This is a genomic window from Streptosporangium carneum (assembly GCF_027922005.1).
Lineage (GTDB): Bacteria > Actinomycetota > Actinomycetes > Streptosporangiales > Streptosporangiaceae > Streptosporangium > Streptosporangium carneum.
The window spans coordinates 146,290-163,026 of record NZ_BSEV01000003.1 but is presented as its reverse complement, the minus strand read 5'-3'; the positions used below and the strand labels follow the sequence as shown (position 1 = coordinate 163,026).

The following is a 16,737-nucleotide window of genomic DNA, read 5'->3' as shown; positions in this document are numbered from 1 at the left end:
AATATCGCTCGAAATTTCGTTTAGCATCGTGCTATGGCATCTTTGGTCGGAGAAGAACCGCTGTCCTTGACGCAGGAGCTTGATCTCATCGCGTTCGGCCAGAGGTTGAGACACCTGCGCAAGCAGCGCGGTCTCACGCTCTCCGACCTGGGCGAACGCGTCAGCCGCGCGCCGAGCCAGCTCTCCCTGCTGGAGAACGGCAAACGCGAGCCCAAGCTGTCCCTGCTGAAGTCCCTCGCCGCCGCGCTCAACGTGCCCGTCGAGGAACTGCTCCGCCGCCAGGCCCCCAACCGGAGGGCGCAGCTGGAGATGGCGCTGGAGGAGGCCCAGCGCGACCCGCTGTACGCCGGGCTCGGCCTGGCCAGGCTCAAGCTCTCCGCGCGCGTCCCCAACGACGTGCTCGAGCACATCCTCGGCCTCTACGGCGAGCTGCGCTCACGCCAGGCCAAGGGCACCGCGACCCCGGAGGAGGCGCGCGTCGCCAACGCCGAGCTGCGCCGCATGCAGCGCGAGCGGGGCAACTACTTCGAGGAGATCGAGAAGGCGGCTGCCGAGGCGCTCTCCGCGGTCGGCTACCGCACCGGCGCGCTGTCGCAGAGCACCGTCCAGGCCCTGGTCACCCACTTCGGCTACACCGTGCAGACGGTCCAGGACCTGCCCCGCACCGTGCGCTCCATCACCGACCTGCGCAACCGGCGCATCTACGTCAAGCACGAGCAGCTCGGCATGCACACCCCCCGCACGATCCTGCTGCAGACCCTCGGCCACCTCGCCCTCGGCCACCACAAGCCGCGCGACTTCGCTGACTTCCTCCGCCAGCGGACCGAGGCCAACTACTTCGCCGCCGCCGTGCTGGTCCCCGAGGCCACCGCCGTGCCGTACCTCAGGGAGGCCAAACAGGACCGGGCGCTCAGCGTCGAGGACCTCAGGGACGTGTTCGCCGTCTCCTACGAGATGGCCGCGCACCGCTTCACCAACCTCGCCACCCACTTCCTCGACCTGACCTGCCACTTCGTCCGCAACGACGCGGGCGGGATCATCTTCAAGGCGTACGAGAACGACGGCATCGTCTTCCCCGCCGACGAGCAGGGGGCGATCGAGGGCCAGCGGATGTGCCTGCAGTGGTCGGGGCGGCAGGTCTTCCGCTCCCCGGACAGGTTCTCGGTCTTCTACCAGTACTCCGACTCGCCCACCGGCACCTACTTCTGCGTCGCCCACGTCGACCCCTCACGGGAGAGGGACTTCGCCATCACCCTCGGCGTGCCGTACCGGGAGTCACGCTGGTTCCGCGGCCGGGAGACCACCAACCGCACCAGGTCCGGCTGCCCGACCGGAGACTGCTGCCGCCGCCCGCCCGCCGAGCTGACCCAACGCTGGGAGGGCTACGCCTGGCCCTCGGCGCGCGGGAACTCCCACGTCCTGGCCGCCCTGCCGCCCGGGTCCTTCCCCGGCGTCGACGAGGCCGACGTCTACACCTTCCTGGAGCGTCACGCCGCGGAGTGATCGCGGGACAGCGTCAGCGACGGATGGCCGAAGAACCGGTAGGCGGGCGCCGTCGCGGGAGCCATGCAACGCAGGGAGCGCAGCACCTCCGCGGGCGGCTCCCCGCCCAGGGAACGGCGGTAGAACTCCTCGACCAGGCCGTCCCCGACGGGCCTGAACGGGGCCACGGCCCCGCTCGCGCCCGCCAGCAGGAACGGCTGGCAGTCGCCCGGCTCGTCGAGGAAGACGAACGAGCCGCCGCCCATGCCCCTGCCGAGGGACTCGGGAGCGGGAGCACCCGTCGCGAAGTGGACCACGTCGGGCGGGTCGCCGAGCAGCGCCATGACGTCGCCGAGCGCGGGACTCACCTGTCTGGCGCCGAAGGCGGGGACCAGCGGGTGGGCCTGCGGCCCGCCGTACACCACCGCCATGCCGCCACCGCCGCCGGTGCGCACCGGCGGCGGCAACTCGGGACGCCTGCCTCCCAGCGGCCAGCGGCCCGTCACCGTCTGGCAGTTCAAGAAGCCCGGCACCGACCGGTCGATCGGACGCTCGAGCGAGGCCAGCTCCCAGGGGACGTGCGGCTCCTGCGACAGGATCAGCACGCTCGGGCGGCGGGGGGCCACCCGCCCCGCCACCGCGTTCAGCAGCTCCCAGAAACCCGGCGGGACGCGTGTGGCGACCTGCCGTCCCGCCTCCTCGAGGGGCAGGTCCTGCCGCGCCACGCTTCGCCCGAACTCCGAGACCCGCATGCCCAGCTCACAGGCCTCCGCCTGGTCGGGGGTGACGAAGTGCGGCGAATGGTAGGTCCACCACAGCCGTCCCGGCCGGTCGCCGTGCACGACGACCGCCGTGACGTCCGGCGCCTCCCCGAGGCCGGTCAGCCGGACCGGGGTGCCCGCGACGGGGTGCGGGGCGTTCTCCTGGCCGAGCAGGCCGGGGGAGTCGAGGACCGCGAGCGCGCGCACGCCGAAACCGGTCACCTGGCCGCGCACCGCGTGGACCACCTGGATCTGCCGGGCGGTCACCGGCTGCTCCTGCGCGAGGGCGACCAGGCCGACCTTCGCCCTGGGGTACGGCGTGGCCTCGTCGGCGCGCAGCCGCACCCGCCATCCCGCGGGCGCCTCGAACCCCTCGGCGATGATCTGGACGTCCAGGTCGACGGGTTCGCGGGCGGGCGCGGCGGTGGAGCCGCCGGGCGTCTCCTGCGGGATCAGGCCGACCTCGACCTCGGCGCCCCAGCCCGCGACCACCTCGCCGGGAGTCTCCACGAGCGGCAGGATCAGCGGCTCCCGGCCGCCGGGGGCCGCGGGCCGCTCCCCGCCGTCCTTGCGCCGCCTGCGGAAGGCCCCGGTCAGCCTGCCGATCACCGAGGGGCCGCGCTCGGAGACACGCGGTTGCGGGGCGGTGCTCGCGGGCGCGGGCTCCTCGGGCAGAGGCTCCTCGAGGAGGGCCTGCTCGTCCTGGCCGAGCAGCAGGCGCATGCGCTCCCAGGCGGGGCCGTACCGGGAGACGAGCGACACGACGGCCTCGGCCAGCGGGCCCGCCGCCTGTCTGCCCTCCTCGGCCAGCAACTGGTCGAGCCGGTCGCGAAGCTCTCCGGAGGTGTCGTCCGGCATGAAGTCGAGCTCGTCGCGGACGATTCGCGCCGCCCTCATCACGGCCACCGGGTTCATGCCCGCCCCTCCTCGCTCCGCTCTGAGCCGATCTTCCCACTACGCGACGGGTACGGGAGCCCGTACTCGCCGAGAATCAGAGCCACATAGGGTGATACCCGTGAATTCCGAGGTGCGGGGAAGGGTGGGCTGTGCTGCCTGAAGTGGAGGCATGGCTGCGTAGACGCACCTCGTCCTCGAGCGACTGGCCGCTGCCGTGGTTGTTGCGGGCCAAGGGAGACAGCACGGTCAGCGTCGTGCTGCCCGCGCGCGACGAGGCGGAGACGGTCGGCGAGATCGTCACGGCGATCCGGCGCGACCTGATGGAGGATGCGCCGCTCGTCGACGAGATCGTGGTCATCGACTCCCGCTCCGTCGACGAGACCGCGGCGCGCGCCGCGCAGGCCGGCGCCAGGGTGGTCGCGCAGGACGAGATCCTGCCAGACCTGAAACCGCTCGACGGCAAGGGGGAGGCGCTGTGGAAGTCCCTCGCGGTGACCTCCGGCGACCTGCTGGTCTTCGTCGACGCGGACCTGCGCGAGTTCCGCACGTCGTTCGTGACCGGGCTGCTCGGCCCGCTGCTCGACGACCCCGGCGTCGTCTACGTCAAGGGCTGCTACGATCGGCCGCTGCAGAACGTGCAGAGCGGCGGAGGGCGGGTCACCGAGCTCGTCGCCAGGCCCCTGCTCAACCTGCACTGGCCGCAGCTGGCCGGGTTCGTGCAGCCCCTCGCCGGTGAGTACGCCGGACGGCGCTCGGTGCTCGAGCGGATCCCGTTCGTCACCGGTTACGGGGTCGAGCTTGCCCTGCTGGTCGACCTGCTCGAGCTGGCCGGGCTCGACGCCCTCGCCCAGGTCGACCTGGGCCGCCGCGTCCACTCCCACCAGTCGACCGAGGCGCTCGGCGGCATGGCCGCCCAGATCCTGCAGACCTCCTGGTCCCGCCTGGAGCGCCACAACAAGATGGTCTCGCTGCACACGCCCTCGCCCCGCCTCGCCCAGTTCCGCCGGGGGGCGAGCGGCCACCACGTGACCGTTCGGGACGTGGCCGTCGCCGAGCGCCCTCCGATGATCACTGTCGACGAGCGGCGCCGCCGCACCGGGGACTGACCCGCCCGGGCCTCTACCGCGCGTCGCCGTCCCCGCTCTCCTCCGCGTTCCCCGCGCTCCCCGCGTTCCCGGTGCTCCCGTCCGTGCTCCCCGTCGAGTTCTCGGCCGTGCCGCCGTCCGCGTCACGGCCGAGGGCCGCCCGGACGAAGTCCACCAGGTGCTCGCGCATCCGCAGGTGTCCCTCCTCACCGCCGAACTCCTCGCCCACGACGATGCGGCCCAGCCTGGGCATGACCATCGGCCAGGCCGCCAGCCCGATCAGGGTCATCATCGTGCGCGCGACGTCGGGGGACGGCTCGCGTCCCAGGCCCGCGGCGAGCGACTCGGCCTTGGCGGCGCACCGGGCGATCCGCTCGTGCTGCCCCTCGAGGGCGTCCTCGCGGTAGTGCAGCGACTCCCACGTCATCAGCCGGATCAGCTCGGGGTGGGCGAGGTAGAAGTCGTGGATCCTGCCGACGTACTCGACGGGGTCGTCGCCGGGCATGGCCACGACCTCGGCCATCTCGTCGAGGACGACCTCCATCACGCGGTCGAACAGCTTCTCCTTGCTGCCGAAGTAGCCGTAGATGCGCTCCTTGTTGACCCCGGCGCGCTCGGCGATCCGGTCGACCCTGGCCCCGGCGATCCCGTGGGCGGCGAACTCGCTGCGAGCCGCGGCCAGGAGCGCGTCCTTGGTGGCTTCCTTCGACATGGCGCAAGTTTAGTGGACCAACTGGTTGGTTGTATCCACCAACTAGTTGGTTGACTTCCAACTAGATAGTTGGTTACGGTCCCGCCATGAGTTCGTTCTCCCCCTCGCCGCCCCTCGCGACGGCCCGCTCCCAGAGGCTCGCCCCCCTCGGATCCACCCTCGCGGTCTTCACGCTGACCGCCGTCCTGTCCAGCGGCCAGCTCTACATGGTGATCCCGCTGCTGCACGACATGGCGGCCGGATGGGAGACCCCTCAAGGAGGGCTCACCTGGCTCGTCACCGTGTTCGGCATGGGGTACGCCGCCGGGTTCCTGCTGTTCGGCCCGCTCTCCGACCGCTACGGACGCAAGCGTCTGATCTCCTTCGGCCTTCCCGCCGCGGCGGTGGCCACCGCCCTGGTCGCGGTGGCGCCGGGACCGGAGGCGGCGATCGCGCTCAGGGCGCTGCAGGGCGTGGCTGTGGCGATCTTCCCGCCCGCCGCGATGGCCTACCTGGCCGAGCGGGTCGAGCCGCGCCGCCGTGCGGTCGCGTTGGCCACCGTGACGAGCGGGTTCCTGGCCGCGGCCGTGCTGCTGCAGGTCGCGGCCCAGGCGCTGGGCCCGATCGTGGGCTGGCGCGGCATGTTCCTCGTCTCCGCCGCCGCGTTCGCGGCGGTCGCCCTCGCCGCCCGCTCCGTCATGCCGGCCGACCCGCCGCGCGAGATCTCCGGCTCCTTCCTGTCCGCCTACCGGGCCATGCCCACCCTGCTGGCCACCCCCGCGCTGCTGTTGCGCTACGTCGCGACGGTCACCATCCTGGCCACCTTCGTCGCGGTCTACACCGGGCTGCAGCTGGGCGGCCCCGCGGGCATCGCGGGCTCACCGGACGCGCTGATGGCCCTGCGGATCAGCGGCCTGCCGTCCATGGTCGTCGTCCCGCTGCTGACGCCGCTGCTCGGCCGCGTCCCCGCCCCCCGGCGCGCCGCCTACCTGCTCGCGGTCGCGGCCCTCGCGCTCGCCGCCGTCGCCGTCACCGGCCCCGGCGCGCTCTGGCTCGCGGTGCTCCTGGCCGTGTACGTGCTGGGCGTCGCGGCGGGAGCCCCGGCTCTCAACGAGAACATCGGCATGATCGCCGGCCAGGCGCGCGGCACGGCGCTGGCCCTGTTCACCTTCTCCCTCTTCCTCGGCGGCAGCCTCGGCCCCCAACTCGCCACGGCCTTCGTCGCCGGCGGTTTCGGCCTGCTGATGTACGGCCTGGCCGGCCTCCTGCTGCTCGGGGTGCTGGCCCTGCTGGTCGCGGCGCGCGTCGGACGCCAGGCGGGGTGAGGTCTCCGGCCCGTCCTCGTCCTCCGTACGGCCGGTCAACCCAGCAGCCATCCGGCCGCCGCGAGGGTGAGCATCGACAGCGCGGTGCTGACGATCACGGTCCCGCGGGCCACGGAGGCGGCCTGGCCGTACTCGCGGGCGAAGACGTAGGCGTTCTGCGCGGTCGGCAGGGCCGCGCAGACCACCACGGCGAGCAGTTCGGCGGGGCCGAGCCGTGCCAGCAGCCCGAACAGGTACGCCAGCAGCGGCTGGGCCAGCAGTTTCATGGCCGACAGCGCCAGTATCTGGGAACGCTCGCCCGTCAGGGCCGGGCCGCGCACGGTCAGGGAGAGGCCGAGGGCGACCAGTGCGGTGGGCACGGCGGCGTCGCCGAGCAGGGCGATCGGCCCGGCGATCGCCGGGGGCGGACGCCAGCCGAGCGCCGAGCAGAGCGCGCCCGCCATCAGGCCCAGGATCACCGGGTTGCGCAACGGAAGGCTCGCCAGCCGGGCGAGCCCGAAGGCGCGGCCCGCGCCCCGGTCCAGGACCACGAGCACGACGGGAGTGACCACCAGCACCTGGAAGAGCAGCACCCCGCTCAGGAAGGTGGCGTCGCCGAGCACCTGCAGGGTGACCGGGATGCCGAGGTTCGCGGAGTTCACGTAGCCCGCGGCCATCGCGCCGATCGCGGCCTCGCCGGGCTTCCTGCCGAGGAGCCGGGCGCTCAGCAGGAAACCCAGGGCCATGGTCACGACGGTTCCGGCGGCGAAGACACCCAGGGCGGGCCCGCTGAACGACAGCCTGGTCCGGGTGAGGATGGAGAACAGCGCGGCGGGCATCGCGAGGTGGAAGACGAAACCGCCGAGCACCCGGTCGGCCTCCGCGCCGAGCAGCCGGAGGCGTCCGGCCGCGAAGCCGAGCAGCGTCAGCGCCCATATCGGTATAAAAGCCGTGATCAATGGAGGGCCACCACAGACTCCTCGTAAAGGCAGAAATTTAGCGTATCCTGCCGATCTTGGAGATCCTGGGGCGGCCTCCGCCACGCGTTCCCCGGCCCACGCCGTATGACCGGACGCCGCGAACGGCCGCCTTCCCCGAGGCGGAGGCCCGCTCCCGGCGCGGAGCCCTACTTCCGGCGTCTGCCGGTCAGCCGCCACCCGGTGATGACGAGACCGAGCAGCGCCACGGCTCCGCCCGCGTAGACCCACGGGACGGCCGGAGCGGCAGGGGAGTCACCGGCTGAGGAGGCCGGGGCGGCAGAGGGAAGGGGGGCCGGGGTGGAAGGGGCCGGGGTGGAAGGGGCGGGGGAGGCGGCCGGCCGGGGGCGGGTGGCGTCGCCGAGCGCGGAGAGGAGCTCGGCGCTGAGCGGCTCGTCCTTCAGGATGCCGTCCTGGGCGCGCAACGGGCCCTCGCCCGGCCGGACCTGCAGGTTGCCGTCGCACAGCGCCGTGTGCAGCGGGACGCCCGGGTCGACGGCGAACAACCCGGAGTCCCCGTCCGAGGCGAACACCAGGTACCGCGAGCCGATGGCGAAGGTGTAACCGCAGGCCGCGCTGTCGGCGTTGGTGGCCACCTGGTACTCGGCGGCGGGCTCGCCCTTGTAGACCTGGTCGGCCCTCAGGGTGTAGACGACCGGAGGCGTGGGGCCCATGGGCTCGCCCTTGCCCGGACGGGAGGCCACCACGGTCCCGGTGAAGACGGCGGCCGCCTTCGTGACCTGCTCCGCGGGTTTGAGCGGGACGCAACTGCAGGCGCATGCCGTACCGGGAGTGAGCACGACGGTGGCGGCCAGCAACGCGAGCACGGTGAGAAGCCGATATCTCATACCCTCATCACGTGTCGCGCCCGCCGCCGGTTCGACGATGGGGCCCGCAATCCCCGCCGAGCGGATCGCGGGGCGGCAGGTGTCGTCAAGAGAGACGGATGCGCCTAGGCTTGGGCGTGCAGTCGGTTCGCCCTGTCCGCCAGGCAGGCGCGTCGTAAGAGGGAACCCGGTGCGGCAGCGCTCGCCTGTTTGGCTCGCGAGCTCGCCAATTCCGGGACTGCCCCGCAGCGGTGAGTGGGAACGACCGCCGTCAGACGCACTGGATCCGGACACCGGATCGGGGAAGCGACGGCCAGTAGATGCCCGGGTTCGAACGGCCCCGGCGTGCCCGCGAGTCCGAAGACCTGCCACTGCCCGCGTGCGACCACGCACGCGGCGACTTCGGTGACCTCGAGGGCGGGTCGGCGGTGCGGGCGGACACGGACGGGCACGGACAGGCGGCATGGCCAGAACGGCCAGGCACGGCGCGCCCGCCGTTCGGCCGTTCCTTCGCGCCTCTGAGGGCACCGGAGTCCTCCATGACTCGCGAAGGAGAGTTTCGTGGCTGAGACTTCCGCCACTCCCTCATCGATCGCCACCGTCCACGGCTATCCGCGTCAGGGGCCGGGCCGGGAGCTGAAGAGGGCGATCGAGGGCTACTGGACGGGCCGCGTCCCGGCAGAGGACCTGCACGCCGTCGCGGCCAGGCTGCGCGGCGACACCTGGCGGCGGCTGGCGGAGGCGGGCGTGCGGGAGGTCCCCACCGGGGACTTCTCGCTGTACGACCACGTCCTGGACACCACCGTCATGGTCGGGGCCGTCCCCGCACGCCACCGCGCCGCCGTCGAGGCCGACGCCCTGGACGGCTACTTCGCCATGGCGCGAGGCACCCAGGACGTCGCCCCGCTGGAGATGACCAAGTGGTTCGACACCAACTACCACTAGTTCAACGACAAAGGCAACTATTAGCCATGGGGCATCCCGCTCAACGTCACGCCACACGACCCGCCCTCCGAGCTGCCAAGACGTCCGCGTAACCGCCCTCGTGAAGCCCCGGATCACACATTAAAGATCACCAAAGAGGGGCGATCTGCGAGGAGTTTCATTACAGGGTCAAGGCGGCAGCGCTCCGCGCCGCCGCACGGCGCGGCGTGCCCGCCCGCGCCGGACCGGCATCGGGGCCGGGCATGCGGCCCTGGCGGCCGGTCCCGGCCCGCGCCGTCCAGCGCGGACGGGCAGACCGCGCCGCCCGCCGTACCGGCCGCCCGCCGCAACCAATCGCACCCGCCGCACCGGGGTGTGCGCCGCCGCCCTCATGTATGGCATGCGATGGCCCCGCCGCTCCGAAGAACGACGGGGCCACTTCACGGCAGACGGTCAGTTGTCGTCGTCACCGGCAAAGGGTGGGCCGGGGAGAAACGGCGGGGCGTTGAAAGATGGGGTGACGCCGACGGTGTCACTTGTGGCCGTTCCGGTGAGGGTGCGCTCGACCGGGGCGGACAGGTGCGGCATGGTGCTCATGATGCTCCTTTGGCTAGGAGTTACCGACACCTCATCGTCACATGACTCTGTGTAATAATTAAGTTGCAGATGGTGACTGCTCCGTGAGGTGACACCAGTGTGGCGGTCCAGGCTGAAATCACACCCGGACCGCCGCACACACCACTCACCCCACCAGAGGCACACACCGCCACCCGTGCCGCGCGCCCGACCAAGATCATTTTTTCGCCGCAGTGGCGTCGGCACCACTGCCCTGAACGGGCGTCCCTTCGGGATGACTACGTCATGCGACCGGCCCCACCGCTACCCGACCGGCTCACGCCCGTACCACCATGACCCGGCGCCCGGCACGCACCATCGAAGCCACGATTCACCGACACGAGCCGCTCTGACCTACCGGGGAGCAAGGTCTGCTTTCGTCGAACCGGGAAAACAGGCTGCCGCCCCGCTTCCGTTCCTCAGGCCTTGGCGGCCTTGCGGTACGGGTCGGGTTGCCATCGAATGACACAGGGCGACCTGATCACGGGGTTCTCCGGTCAGGTGCGGCGGCACGGGCACGGGGAAGGCCGTACCGCCGCACCGGCTTGTCAGCACGCTTGGACGAGGTCTGATCTACCGTGCCCGGCCGGTCAGCAGAGCCGTCCAGATCGTGCGTGCTTCGGGGATCGGCCAGCAGGGGGTCTCGTGGATCTCGTGGCCGCTGTCGAGTTGGACGGTGCGCCGGATGAAGGCCTGCCCGCCGCCCTCGCACAGCTCATACACCGTGGCCCGGCAACCACACGTCCAGGCCGTCGGCCGCACCCGCTCCAGCCCCCGGTACGGCGTTCGCCAGTCCAGCCGCCTGTAGCCGTTCTGGGGCATGGCCACGTGAGGACTCACGCACTTTTCGGTCATGAGCATGACGCCCCCTCACCGGCCTGCCGTCGTTGCGTCTGCCATTCGCGCAGTCGGGCGCAGTGGAAGGCCACCCGGCGCGCGGCCTGTTCCAGTTCGTCGACCCGGCAGAAGGCGTACACCGGTCGGCGACGCTGTCTGTCCCAGCCCGCGCACCACCAGAACCACTCCCCGTTGCACCACACCACCAGGCCGCACCGCATCGCCACCAGAGCCAGCCCGTAGCCGCCCCGCACCTCGCAGGACAGTTGATGCGTGGCGGTCAGGACGTCGCACAGCCGTTGGGCCGTGTCCACCGCGCGGAAGTCATGCGCCAGGAGTGCGGTCATGGCTTGCGGCCCACCCCACCGCACACCCACTTGCGGCGATGCTCGCCGAGGTAGGGCGGCTCGTCGGGACGCCAGTCCGTCACCTGCACCACCCCGGGGTCGACCAGGGCCAGGCCGTCGAACATGCGCCCGATCTCGTCGGCCGTGCGCAGCGTGACCGGGGCGTTGGCGTCCCGGTACTGGGCGGCGGCCTCCTCCAGGTCGGGGCGGTGCTCCACGTGCGAGACGACCAGATGCGAGCCCGCAGGCACCGCCTCCAGCAGCGTGCGCACGATCCCGTAGGGGTCTTCGGCGTCGGTGACGAAGTGCAGGACCGCCACCAGCAGCACCGCCACCGGCCGCGACAGGTCCAGCAGGCCCAGAGCGTCGACGGCGGTGAGGATCTTCTCCGGTGCCCGCACATCCTGCCGGATCACGCAGGTCCGATCGTCGGTGGCCAGCAACGCCCGCGCATGCACCAGCACCACCGGGTCATGATCGACGTAGACCGTCCGTGCCTCTGGGTTGATCTTCTGTGCGACCTGGTGAACGTTCTCCTGTGTGGGCAGGCCCGCGCCGATGTCGAGGAACTGGTCGACGCCCGCTTCGTCGGCCAGGTAGCGCACCGCCCGCCCGAGAAAGGCCCGGTTCTCCCTGGCCATGACGAACACCTCGGGAGCGTGCTCCCGCACCCGCTCGGCGCAGACCCGGTCAATGCGGAAGTTGTCCTTGCCGCCGAGGAAGTAGTCATACATCCGGGCGACATTCGGCACCCGGACGTCGATTCCTCGTGGAGCTTCCTCGTCCGCCCTGGTTTCGGTCATGCTCCGCACCTTTCGGCACTTGCCACCAGAGCGGATTTAATGGACATAATTGTCCCCACGTACTCAACCCCCATCTATCGCACTGCGTAATGGTGTTGACCAGCGAGAACAAGTGAAGCGAGGCGAAAAGGACGTGTGAACTTCGCCGAAGGCCGTTGTGAGGACGTGTTAGACACCATGGAAACGTCCCGAGAAAGTCTTGAAACGTCCTCGGACGTCTAGTCCACTTAGGGCGTGAACGAACGTCTACGTACAGCGATGCTGCGTCAGGGAATCGCGCTGGAGCAGTTAGCCGAAGAATGCGGAGTCGAGACCAAGACCGTTGAACGCTGGATCAACACAGGCCGAGTCCCGCACCGCCGCCACCGATGGGCCGCTGCCAAGCTGCTGGTAGCCGACGAGAGTTACCTCTGGCCCGGCGTGCTGCGACAGAGCGACACCCGCAAGGGCGAGGCCAGCCGTTCGGAACTGCTGGAGATCTTCCCCGACCGGGCGAGCGTGCCGCGCGAGCTGTGGCTACGTCTTCTCAGCGAGGCCCAGGAACACATAGACGTCCTGGTGTTCTCCGGGACCTTCTACGCCCAGACACAGCCGAAGGTGGCCCGGATGCTCAGCCATGCCGCCCAACGCGGCGTGGCGGTCCGCCTCTGCTTCGGAGACCCCAACTCACAGGCCGTGGAGATCCGCGACCGGGAGGAACGAATCGGCGGCACGCTCGCGGCCAAGATCCGTTCGTCTCTCACCTACTACCGGAGTCTCGTCGACCTCGACGGATGCGAGGTACGGCTCCACTCCACGACGCTGTATGCGTCCCTGTTCCGCTACGACGACGAGATCCTTGTCAACCCGCACGCCTACGGCGAACCCGCGTCGGCCAACGCAACCTTTCACTTTCGGCGACTCGACGGGGGAACACTTGCCGATCACTACATGACATCATTCGACCGCGTGTGGGCCGAGGCGGTTCCTTGGTCCGGTGCCGAGATCTGAGAGGACGGCCATGGGGCGAGTCGAGTACTGGAACGACCCGAACGCGCCGAAGGCCAACACCCTGGTTCCCGCGTGCGGCACGATCACCGTCGACGAGACAGGCCGCATCCTCCTCCAGCGCAGGCGTGACACCGGGCAATGGGCACTGCCGATGGGGAAGATGGAGATCGGCGAGACACCCTCGCAGTGCGCCGTACGGGAGACCGAGGAGGAGACCGGGGTCGTCGTCGAGCCGGTCGGCATGCTCGGGATCTACTCCGACCCCGGTCACATCGTGGCCTACACAGACGGGGAGGTCCGCCAGGAGTACGAAGTGATGTTGATCGCCCGCCCGATCGGCGGCCAGCCGGAAGCCAACGACGAGGCTAGCGACGTTCGGTGGGTAGCGCCCGGGGATCTTCAGGCGCTCGACATCCACCCGACCCAGTGGCGGCAGCTCAACGACTACTTGAACGGCGCATACCCGCACATCGACTGAACCGCCCGCCCCGGGACCACCTGTCACTCCTCCGTGTCCGCCGTGCTCTGTCTGGCGAACCGGCGCGCCGTCTCGATGCGCTGCCGGGTCACCTCAGCCCAGAACGCTTCTCCGTGCCGGTGACCGCTTCCGGCGTAGCGCCACTCGGACAGCGTGACGGTCCTGCCCTCGGCGGGGTCGGGAAGGCCGAGGATCAGCCGAGCCTGTTCGGCCCGGTAGTCCGCCCTGGTCTGCCGCAGTTCGCCCATGGTGACGGAGTAGCGGCGTGACTTGGTCGAGAAGTGCCCGCGATAGCCGAGCATGTGCGCCCACTTCCGAAGCGGGACGTCTCGAAACTCGGGAAGGTCACCGAGGCTGAAACAGGTGTAGATCATGCGCCGGACGTGCTCGGTCACGTCCAGCCGGGCGATCTCCCATGCCTGCCGGATCGGACGGTCCACGGTTCCGGCCGACTCCGCCCCCTTGGTCGCGTATTTGGCAATGTAGGCCGCCACCCGCTTGTCAGTGATGCCGTCGAGTGCGGAGGAGACATAGACCGGTTCCACGTCGAGCTGTGTCCCCCAGCGCAGGACGAGCGGCCCCTGTTCGCCGGTGTCGTCGACGACGAGGACGGGGGAGGAGACGGGGACCGCCACCTGTCCGGCCGCCTGTCTGATCGCCTGGTCGAGTGTCGGCACGGTGGCCCAGTCCGGAGGAGGCGAGTCCGGACCGTCCGGACCGTCGAGACGGATCACCGCGTGGAAGTGGACCAGGCCCCGCGCCTGATACTCGGCGACCTTCGCGTACGACAACCGTAGGCGTCGGCGCAGTTCGGTACGGCTGACGCCGAGCAGCCGGGCGAAGACCGCCGGGAGTTCGAGGGTGAAGCGCCGCCAGAGTTCGCCCGCGTGGGCGTTCCACAGCACCGCGCCCGCGTAGTCGTAGCAGTCCGCGCAGAGCGGTTGCCCGAGTTGAGGATCATCGCGGTCATGACGTGCCCCACAGCCCTCGCGGAGGCCATGCGGGCAGACGGGGTTGTCGCGCCGGGGGCGGCACGGCAGGGTCTTGCCGCCCTTCTTCCGGTGCGCGTGGACCGCCCCGAAGGACGGAGCGGTGAAGGTGGCGAACACGCGAGGATGCGCGCTCACCTCCTCCGGGACGCCCTTGCCGCCCCGCAGGCCGGACAGGATCAGGTGGAACGTGTCATCCCGGTAGGTCTCCGAACAGGCTGGGCAGACCGAGGCTCGCCGGTTGCCGCACGCGGTGAGCAGGAACCCGGTCGGTTCGTCGGCCGTCCGGTAGACGTCCAGGACCTCACCCGTTCCGGCGTCCACGGTCAGGCGTTCGCCGTGGAGCCGGATCGGATGGGCGCAGCCGCCCGTTGCCCGCACCATCTGTTGCCACCGGGCGAAGTCGGGCATGGCCGCCCGTTGGATGGCGGCCATCAGGTCGGGGGAGGGGAAGGCGTCACCGCTCACGCGGCATCCCTCCCGTCCTTGTGGGCCGGGGCTTCGGCGCAAGTCGGCCCGTCGGCCAGCTCCACGCCGTGAATGGCAGCGATACGCCGCCATTTCTCGGGCGACCACCGAGGCGACTCGGCGATCTTGCGCTTGCACCACTCCTTTACAAGCGCGGCATGGGGTACCAGGTCCGGAGGTACCAAAAGACTCCTTTCCTCGCAGGGAACCGCCACCTGAACCGGAAAAAGGACGAGCGCCATCGCCAGACATGCCGACATCGCATGCCTGTTGGTGCGTTGGTGCTGGTCAGAGGGAGATGCGGAGTGTTTTCATGCGACGATTGACCAGTGAGCGCTGCCTGTGGTGCGGCCTACCGCTGGCCGGGTCCCCCCAGGGGAACGGCTTCTTCTCTTCTGTGCCCGGTGGCTTTGTGCGCTCGAATCTGTCGCTTCTGGTTTCCCTCACTCTTCCCGCTTGGCGGAGGCTTTTCTGTCCTACGTTTGTACCACTGATAAACGAATTAACGCAGGTAGAAGTTCCCGGCGAGTCATTCCCTGTAAGTCCCCGTGAATGTCCGTGAGCGTCCGTAGGCGTCCGGGGAAGTCCCATGCCGTCCCGTCGGTCGCGACAAACGCGCGCAACAAGTAAGGGAGCTGTCGCCTGATGGTCAGGCACTCAGCTCCCTTGACGATCAAGGACGTCCGGAGACGTCCTATTCCACCCACACCGGTTCGAGCAGATCGGGGTTGAAGGTGGCCCGTCCCTTGCCTGCCGGATGCACGATCACCGCGTGCAGCATCTCGCGGACGTGCGCCCGCTTCCTGGACAGCGGCAGCCCGCCCTCCTCCTCGGAGAGGTACCAGCGTCGCCGGATCTCCTTGACGTCGGTGGCCATGCTCGCCCGCTGACGTTCAGCTCTTCCCGTGATCCTGTTCTTCTCCGATCGCAGCCGGGCGATGTCGCTCTCCAGGACACCGACGTTGCCGAAGTAGAGGTTGTTGGAGATCTTCCGTGCCCGCCACCGCCGGGTCAGTTCCTCCAACTGCTCCTCCTTGTCGGCGAGTTCCTGCTCCCCGGTCCACTGGGGAGAGTCGTCCGCGTCGGCGTACTGGGCGAGTTCCATCTGGTCGAGCACGAGTTCGGAGATCGCGAAGTCGACCAGGTCCCCACGCCGGGCGACCCCGCCGCAGCCGCCCACGTCCTGGCCGGGACAGAAGTAGATGTGTCGCTTGCCGTCCTTGGTCCTCTTCGTCCTCAGGGGCACGTTGCACACGCCCCCACCGTCGACAGGACGGCCGCAGCGCAGTACGCCCGTGAGGAGATAGCGGTGCTCCCGGTAGTCGTGGGGGAGGGGATCGCCCACGACCCCGCCCCGCCTGACGCTGTGCCCTTTGCGACTGTCGAGAACGTTCCGTACGGCCAGCCACTCCGCCGGGGTCAGGATCGGTCGCCACTCGCCGACGACCGGGGCACCGCTCGTGTCACGGACCAGTTCGCCGCGCAGTTCCCGGTACCCGCACATGCGCGGCTTGGCCAGGGCGCTGCTGAGCGTGCGTGTCTGCCAGTAGTTACCCCGAGGGGTCTTGACCCCTCGTCGCTGCCAGTCCATGACGATGGCGTACAGAGACGTGCCAGCGGCGAAGTCACGGGCGGCCTGCCGCAGCAGCGCCGCTTCCGTCTCCTCCAGGGTGATCCGGTCCTCTTTCCAGCCGAACGGCCGGGGACCGCCCACAGCCCTGCCGTCCAGTGCCCGCGCCTCATGGGATCTGCGCATGCGACGCTGCATCTTGCGGACCTCCATCTTGGAGATGACCGCGCCGAACAGGCCCATGCTCTCCACGTCCTCGCTGTAGAGATCCTTGGCCTGTTTCGCGTCCGCGAAGACCCGCCCGTCCCGGTAGGTGGTCGCCTCCACGAACCGTTCGTAGTCCCCGGGACGCCGGGCGAGCCGGTCCTCCGCGATGATCACGACGCCCCGGACCTCCGTGCCGTCCGGCAGCTTTCCGGCCTTCAGAACCTTGAGCATCGCCTCGAAGTCGTCACGGTAGACGTCGGCCTTGGCCGCCGACTTGTCGTTGTCGGTGAACTCGTGCACCACGGTCCAGCCATGACGCGCGGCCGTCTCCCGGTTGACCCGGTGCTGATCCTGCACACCGTGTTCGTCGCCCCTCAGGTCGGCCGAGATGCGAGCGTAGGACACGACGGGGACCAGGTCTGTTCTCTCCGTCAGCGTGGCCAGCTTGAGCACGGGCACCTCCCGAGTTAATATGCCCCTTGATC

General features: G+C 70.0%; 16 protein-coding genes and 1 riboswitch. Of the genes, 6 read left to right on the top strand and 10 right to left on the bottom strand.

The genetic code is table 11. From position 1 onward, the window contains the following. The first annotated feature begins 33 nt into the window (after positions 1 to 33). Positions 34 to 1,503: a helix-turn-helix domain-containing protein gene (locus PKF00_RS10180; RefSeq protein WP_425582145.1), complete on the top strand. Its 1,470-nt coding sequence runs from the start codon at positions 34 to 36 to the stop codon at positions 1,501 to 1,503. Here the strand turns inward: PKF00_RS10180 and PKF00_RS10175 are convergent. Then, complete coding sequence (locus PKF00_RS10175) at positions 1,488 to 3,158, bottom strand: hypothetical protein (RefSeq protein WP_271217170.1); 1,671 nt, start codon at positions 3,156 to 3,158, stop codon at positions 1,488 to 1,490. The two genes, PKF00_RS10180 and PKF00_RS10175, sit on opposite strands and share 16 nt — an antisense overlap. Positions 3,159 to 3,289: 131 nt before the next feature. On the opposite strand from PKF00_RS10175, the gene PKF00_RS10170 reads away from it, so the two are divergent. After that, entirely contained in the window at positions 3,290 to 4,246 is a 957-nt protein-coding gene (locus tag PKF00_RS10170; protein ID WP_271217169.1) for a glucosyl-3-phosphoglycerate synthase, read from the top strand. 13 nt (positions 4,247 to 4,259) lie between these two features. On the opposite strand, the gene PKF00_RS10165 is transcribed toward PKF00_RS10170, so the two are convergent. Further along, positions 4,260 to 4,937, bottom strand: coding sequence for a TetR/AcrR family transcriptional regulator (locus tag PKF00_RS10165; protein WP_271217168.1), 678 nt, complete (start codon positions 4,935 to 4,937; stop codon positions 4,260 to 4,262). Positions 4,938 to 5,023: 86 nt separating this feature from the next. Here PKF00_RS10165 and PKF00_RS10160 point away from each other — a divergent pair, with 86 nt between their 5' ends. After that, positions 5,024 to 6,241, top strand: coding sequence for an MFS transporter (locus tag PKF00_RS10160; protein WP_271217167.1), 1,218 nt, complete (start codon positions 5,024 to 5,026; stop codon positions 6,239 to 6,241). 35 nt (positions 6,242 to 6,276) lie between these two features. Here the strand turns inward: PKF00_RS10160 and PKF00_RS10155 are convergent, their stop codons facing one another. After that, entirely contained in the window at positions 6,277 to 7,179 is a 903-nt protein-coding gene (locus tag PKF00_RS10155) for an AEC family transporter (RefSeq protein WP_271217166.1), read from the bottom strand. A 167-nt stretch (positions 7,180 to 7,346) separates the two neighbouring features. Continuing rightward, the gene (locus tag PKF00_RS10150) at positions 7,347 to 8,045 is read right to left on the bottom strand and encodes a hypothetical protein (RefSeq protein ID WP_271217165.1); all 699 of its coding nucleotides are present in this window, start codon (positions 8,043 to 8,045) and stop codon (positions 7,347 to 7,349) included. Positions 8,046 to 8,150: 105 nt separating this feature from the next. Continuing rightward, positions 8,151 to 8,411: riboswitch (cobalamin riboswitch) on the top strand. 174 nt (positions 8,412 to 8,585) lie between these two features. On the opposite strand from PKF00_RS10150, the gene PKF00_RS10145 reads away from it, so the two are divergent. Beyond that, on the top strand, positions 8,586 to 8,969 hold the full coding sequence (locus PKF00_RS10145) for a uroporphyrinogen decarboxylase/cobalamine-independent methonine synthase family protein (protein WP_309298386.1): 384 nt from the start codon (positions 8,586 to 8,588) through the stop codon (positions 8,967 to 8,969). A gap of 432 nt (positions 8,970 to 9,401) precedes the next feature. On the opposite strand, the gene PKF00_RS10140 is transcribed toward PKF00_RS10145, so the two are convergent. The 4 genes from PKF00_RS10140 to PKF00_RS10125 all read right to left on the bottom strand — a co-directional run bounded on the left by PKF00_RS10140 (position 9,402) and on the right by PKF00_RS10125 (position 11,550). Then, on the bottom strand, positions 9,402 to 9,545 hold the full coding sequence (locus PKF00_RS10140; protein ID WP_271217164.1) for a hypothetical protein: 144 nt from the start codon (positions 9,543 to 9,545) through the stop codon (positions 9,402 to 9,404). A gap of 591 nt (positions 9,546 to 10,136) precedes the next feature. Further along, positions 10,137 to 10,424 carry a hypothetical protein gene (locus PKF00_RS10135; protein WP_271217163.1) on the bottom strand — a complete coding sequence of 96 codons (288 nt, stop codon included), beginning with the start codon at positions 10,422 to 10,424 and terminating at the stop codon, positions 10,137 to 10,139. Beyond that, on the bottom strand, positions 10,415 to 10,747 hold the full coding sequence (locus PKF00_RS10130; protein WP_271217162.1) for a hypothetical protein: 333 nt from the start codon (positions 10,745 to 10,747) through the stop codon (positions 10,415 to 10,417). The genes PKF00_RS10135 and PKF00_RS10130 overlap by 10 nt, the downstream gene beginning before the upstream one ends. Beyond that, positions 10,744 to 11,550 (bottom strand): SAM-dependent methyltransferase, encoded by an 807-nt coding sequence (locus tag PKF00_RS10125; RefSeq protein WP_271217161.1) that lies wholly within the window; start codon positions 11,548 to 11,550, stop codon positions 10,744 to 10,746. The genes PKF00_RS10130 and PKF00_RS10125 overlap by 4 nt, the downstream gene beginning before the upstream one ends. Before the next feature lie 234 nt (positions 11,551 to 11,784). Here PKF00_RS10125 and PKF00_RS10120 point away from each other — a divergent pair, with 234 nt between their 5' ends. After that, positions 11,785 to 12,540, top strand: coding sequence for a DUF5919 domain-containing protein (locus PKF00_RS10120; protein WP_271217160.1), 756 nt, complete (start codon positions 11,785 to 11,787; stop codon positions 12,538 to 12,540). 10 nt (positions 12,541 to 12,550) lie between these two features. Beyond that, positions 12,551 to 13,018: an NUDIX domain-containing protein gene (locus PKF00_RS10115; RefSeq protein ID WP_271217159.1), complete on the top strand. Its 468-nt coding sequence runs from the start codon at positions 12,551 to 12,553 to the stop codon at positions 13,016 to 13,018. A gap of 23 nt (positions 13,019 to 13,041) precedes the next feature. On the opposite strand, the gene PKF00_RS10110 is transcribed toward PKF00_RS10115, so the two are convergent. Together PKF00_RS10110 and PKF00_RS10105 are read right to left on the bottom strand one after the other, a co-directional pair. Then, positions 13,042 to 14,475, bottom strand: a complete 1,434-nt coding sequence (locus PKF00_RS10110; protein WP_271217158.1) for a replication initiator — start codon at positions 14,473 to 14,475, stop codon at positions 13,042 to 13,044. A gap of 694 nt (positions 14,476 to 15,169) precedes the next feature. Further along, positions 15,170 to 16,711 (bottom strand): recombinase family protein, encoded by a 1,542-nt coding sequence (locus PKF00_RS10105; RefSeq protein WP_271217157.1) that lies wholly within the window; start codon positions 16,709 to 16,711, stop codon positions 15,170 to 15,172. Positions 16,712 to 16,737 lie beyond the last annotated feature (26 nt).

Bases quoted from the DNA above. Each gene is read 5' to 3' on its own strand.
- PKF00_RS10180 (WP_425582145.1), top strand. From the start codon at position 34: ATGGCATCTTTGGTCGGAGAAGAACCGCTGTCCTTGACGCAGGAGCTT.
- PKF00_RS10175 (WP_271217170.1), bottom strand. From the start codon at position 3,158: ATGAACCCGGTGGCCGTGATGAGGGCGGCGCGAATCGTCCGCGACGAG.
- PKF00_RS10165 (WP_271217168.1), bottom strand. From the start codon at position 4,937: ATGTCGAAGGAAGCCACCAAGGACGCGCTCCTGGCCGCGGCTCGCAGC.
- PKF00_RS10160 (WP_271217167.1), top strand. From the start codon at position 5,024: ATGAGTTCGTTCTCCCCCTCGCCGCCCCTCGCGACGGCCCGCTCCCAG.
- PKF00_RS10150 (WP_271217165.1), bottom strand. From the start codon at position 8,045: ATGAGATATCGGCTTCTCACCGTGCTCGCGTTGCTGGCCGCCACCGTC.
- PKF00_RS10140 (WP_271217164.1), bottom strand. From the start codon at position 9,545: ATGAGCACCATGCCGCACCTGTCCGCCCCGGTCGAGCGCACCCTCACC.
- PKF00_RS10135 (WP_271217163.1), bottom strand. From the start codon at position 10,424: ATGCTCATGACCGAAAAGTGCGTGAGTCCTCACGTGGCCATGCCCCAG.
- PKF00_RS10130 (WP_271217162.1), bottom strand. From the start codon at position 10,747: ATGACCGCACTCCTGGCGCATGACTTCCGCGCGGTGGACACGGCCCAA.
- PKF00_RS10125 (WP_271217161.1), bottom strand. From the start codon at position 11,550: ATGACCGAAACCAGGGCGGACGAGGAAGCTCCACGAGGAATCGACGTC.
- PKF00_RS10115 (WP_271217159.1), top strand. From the start codon at position 12,551: ATGGGGCGAGTCGAGTACTGGAACGACCCGAACGCGCCGAAGGCCAAC.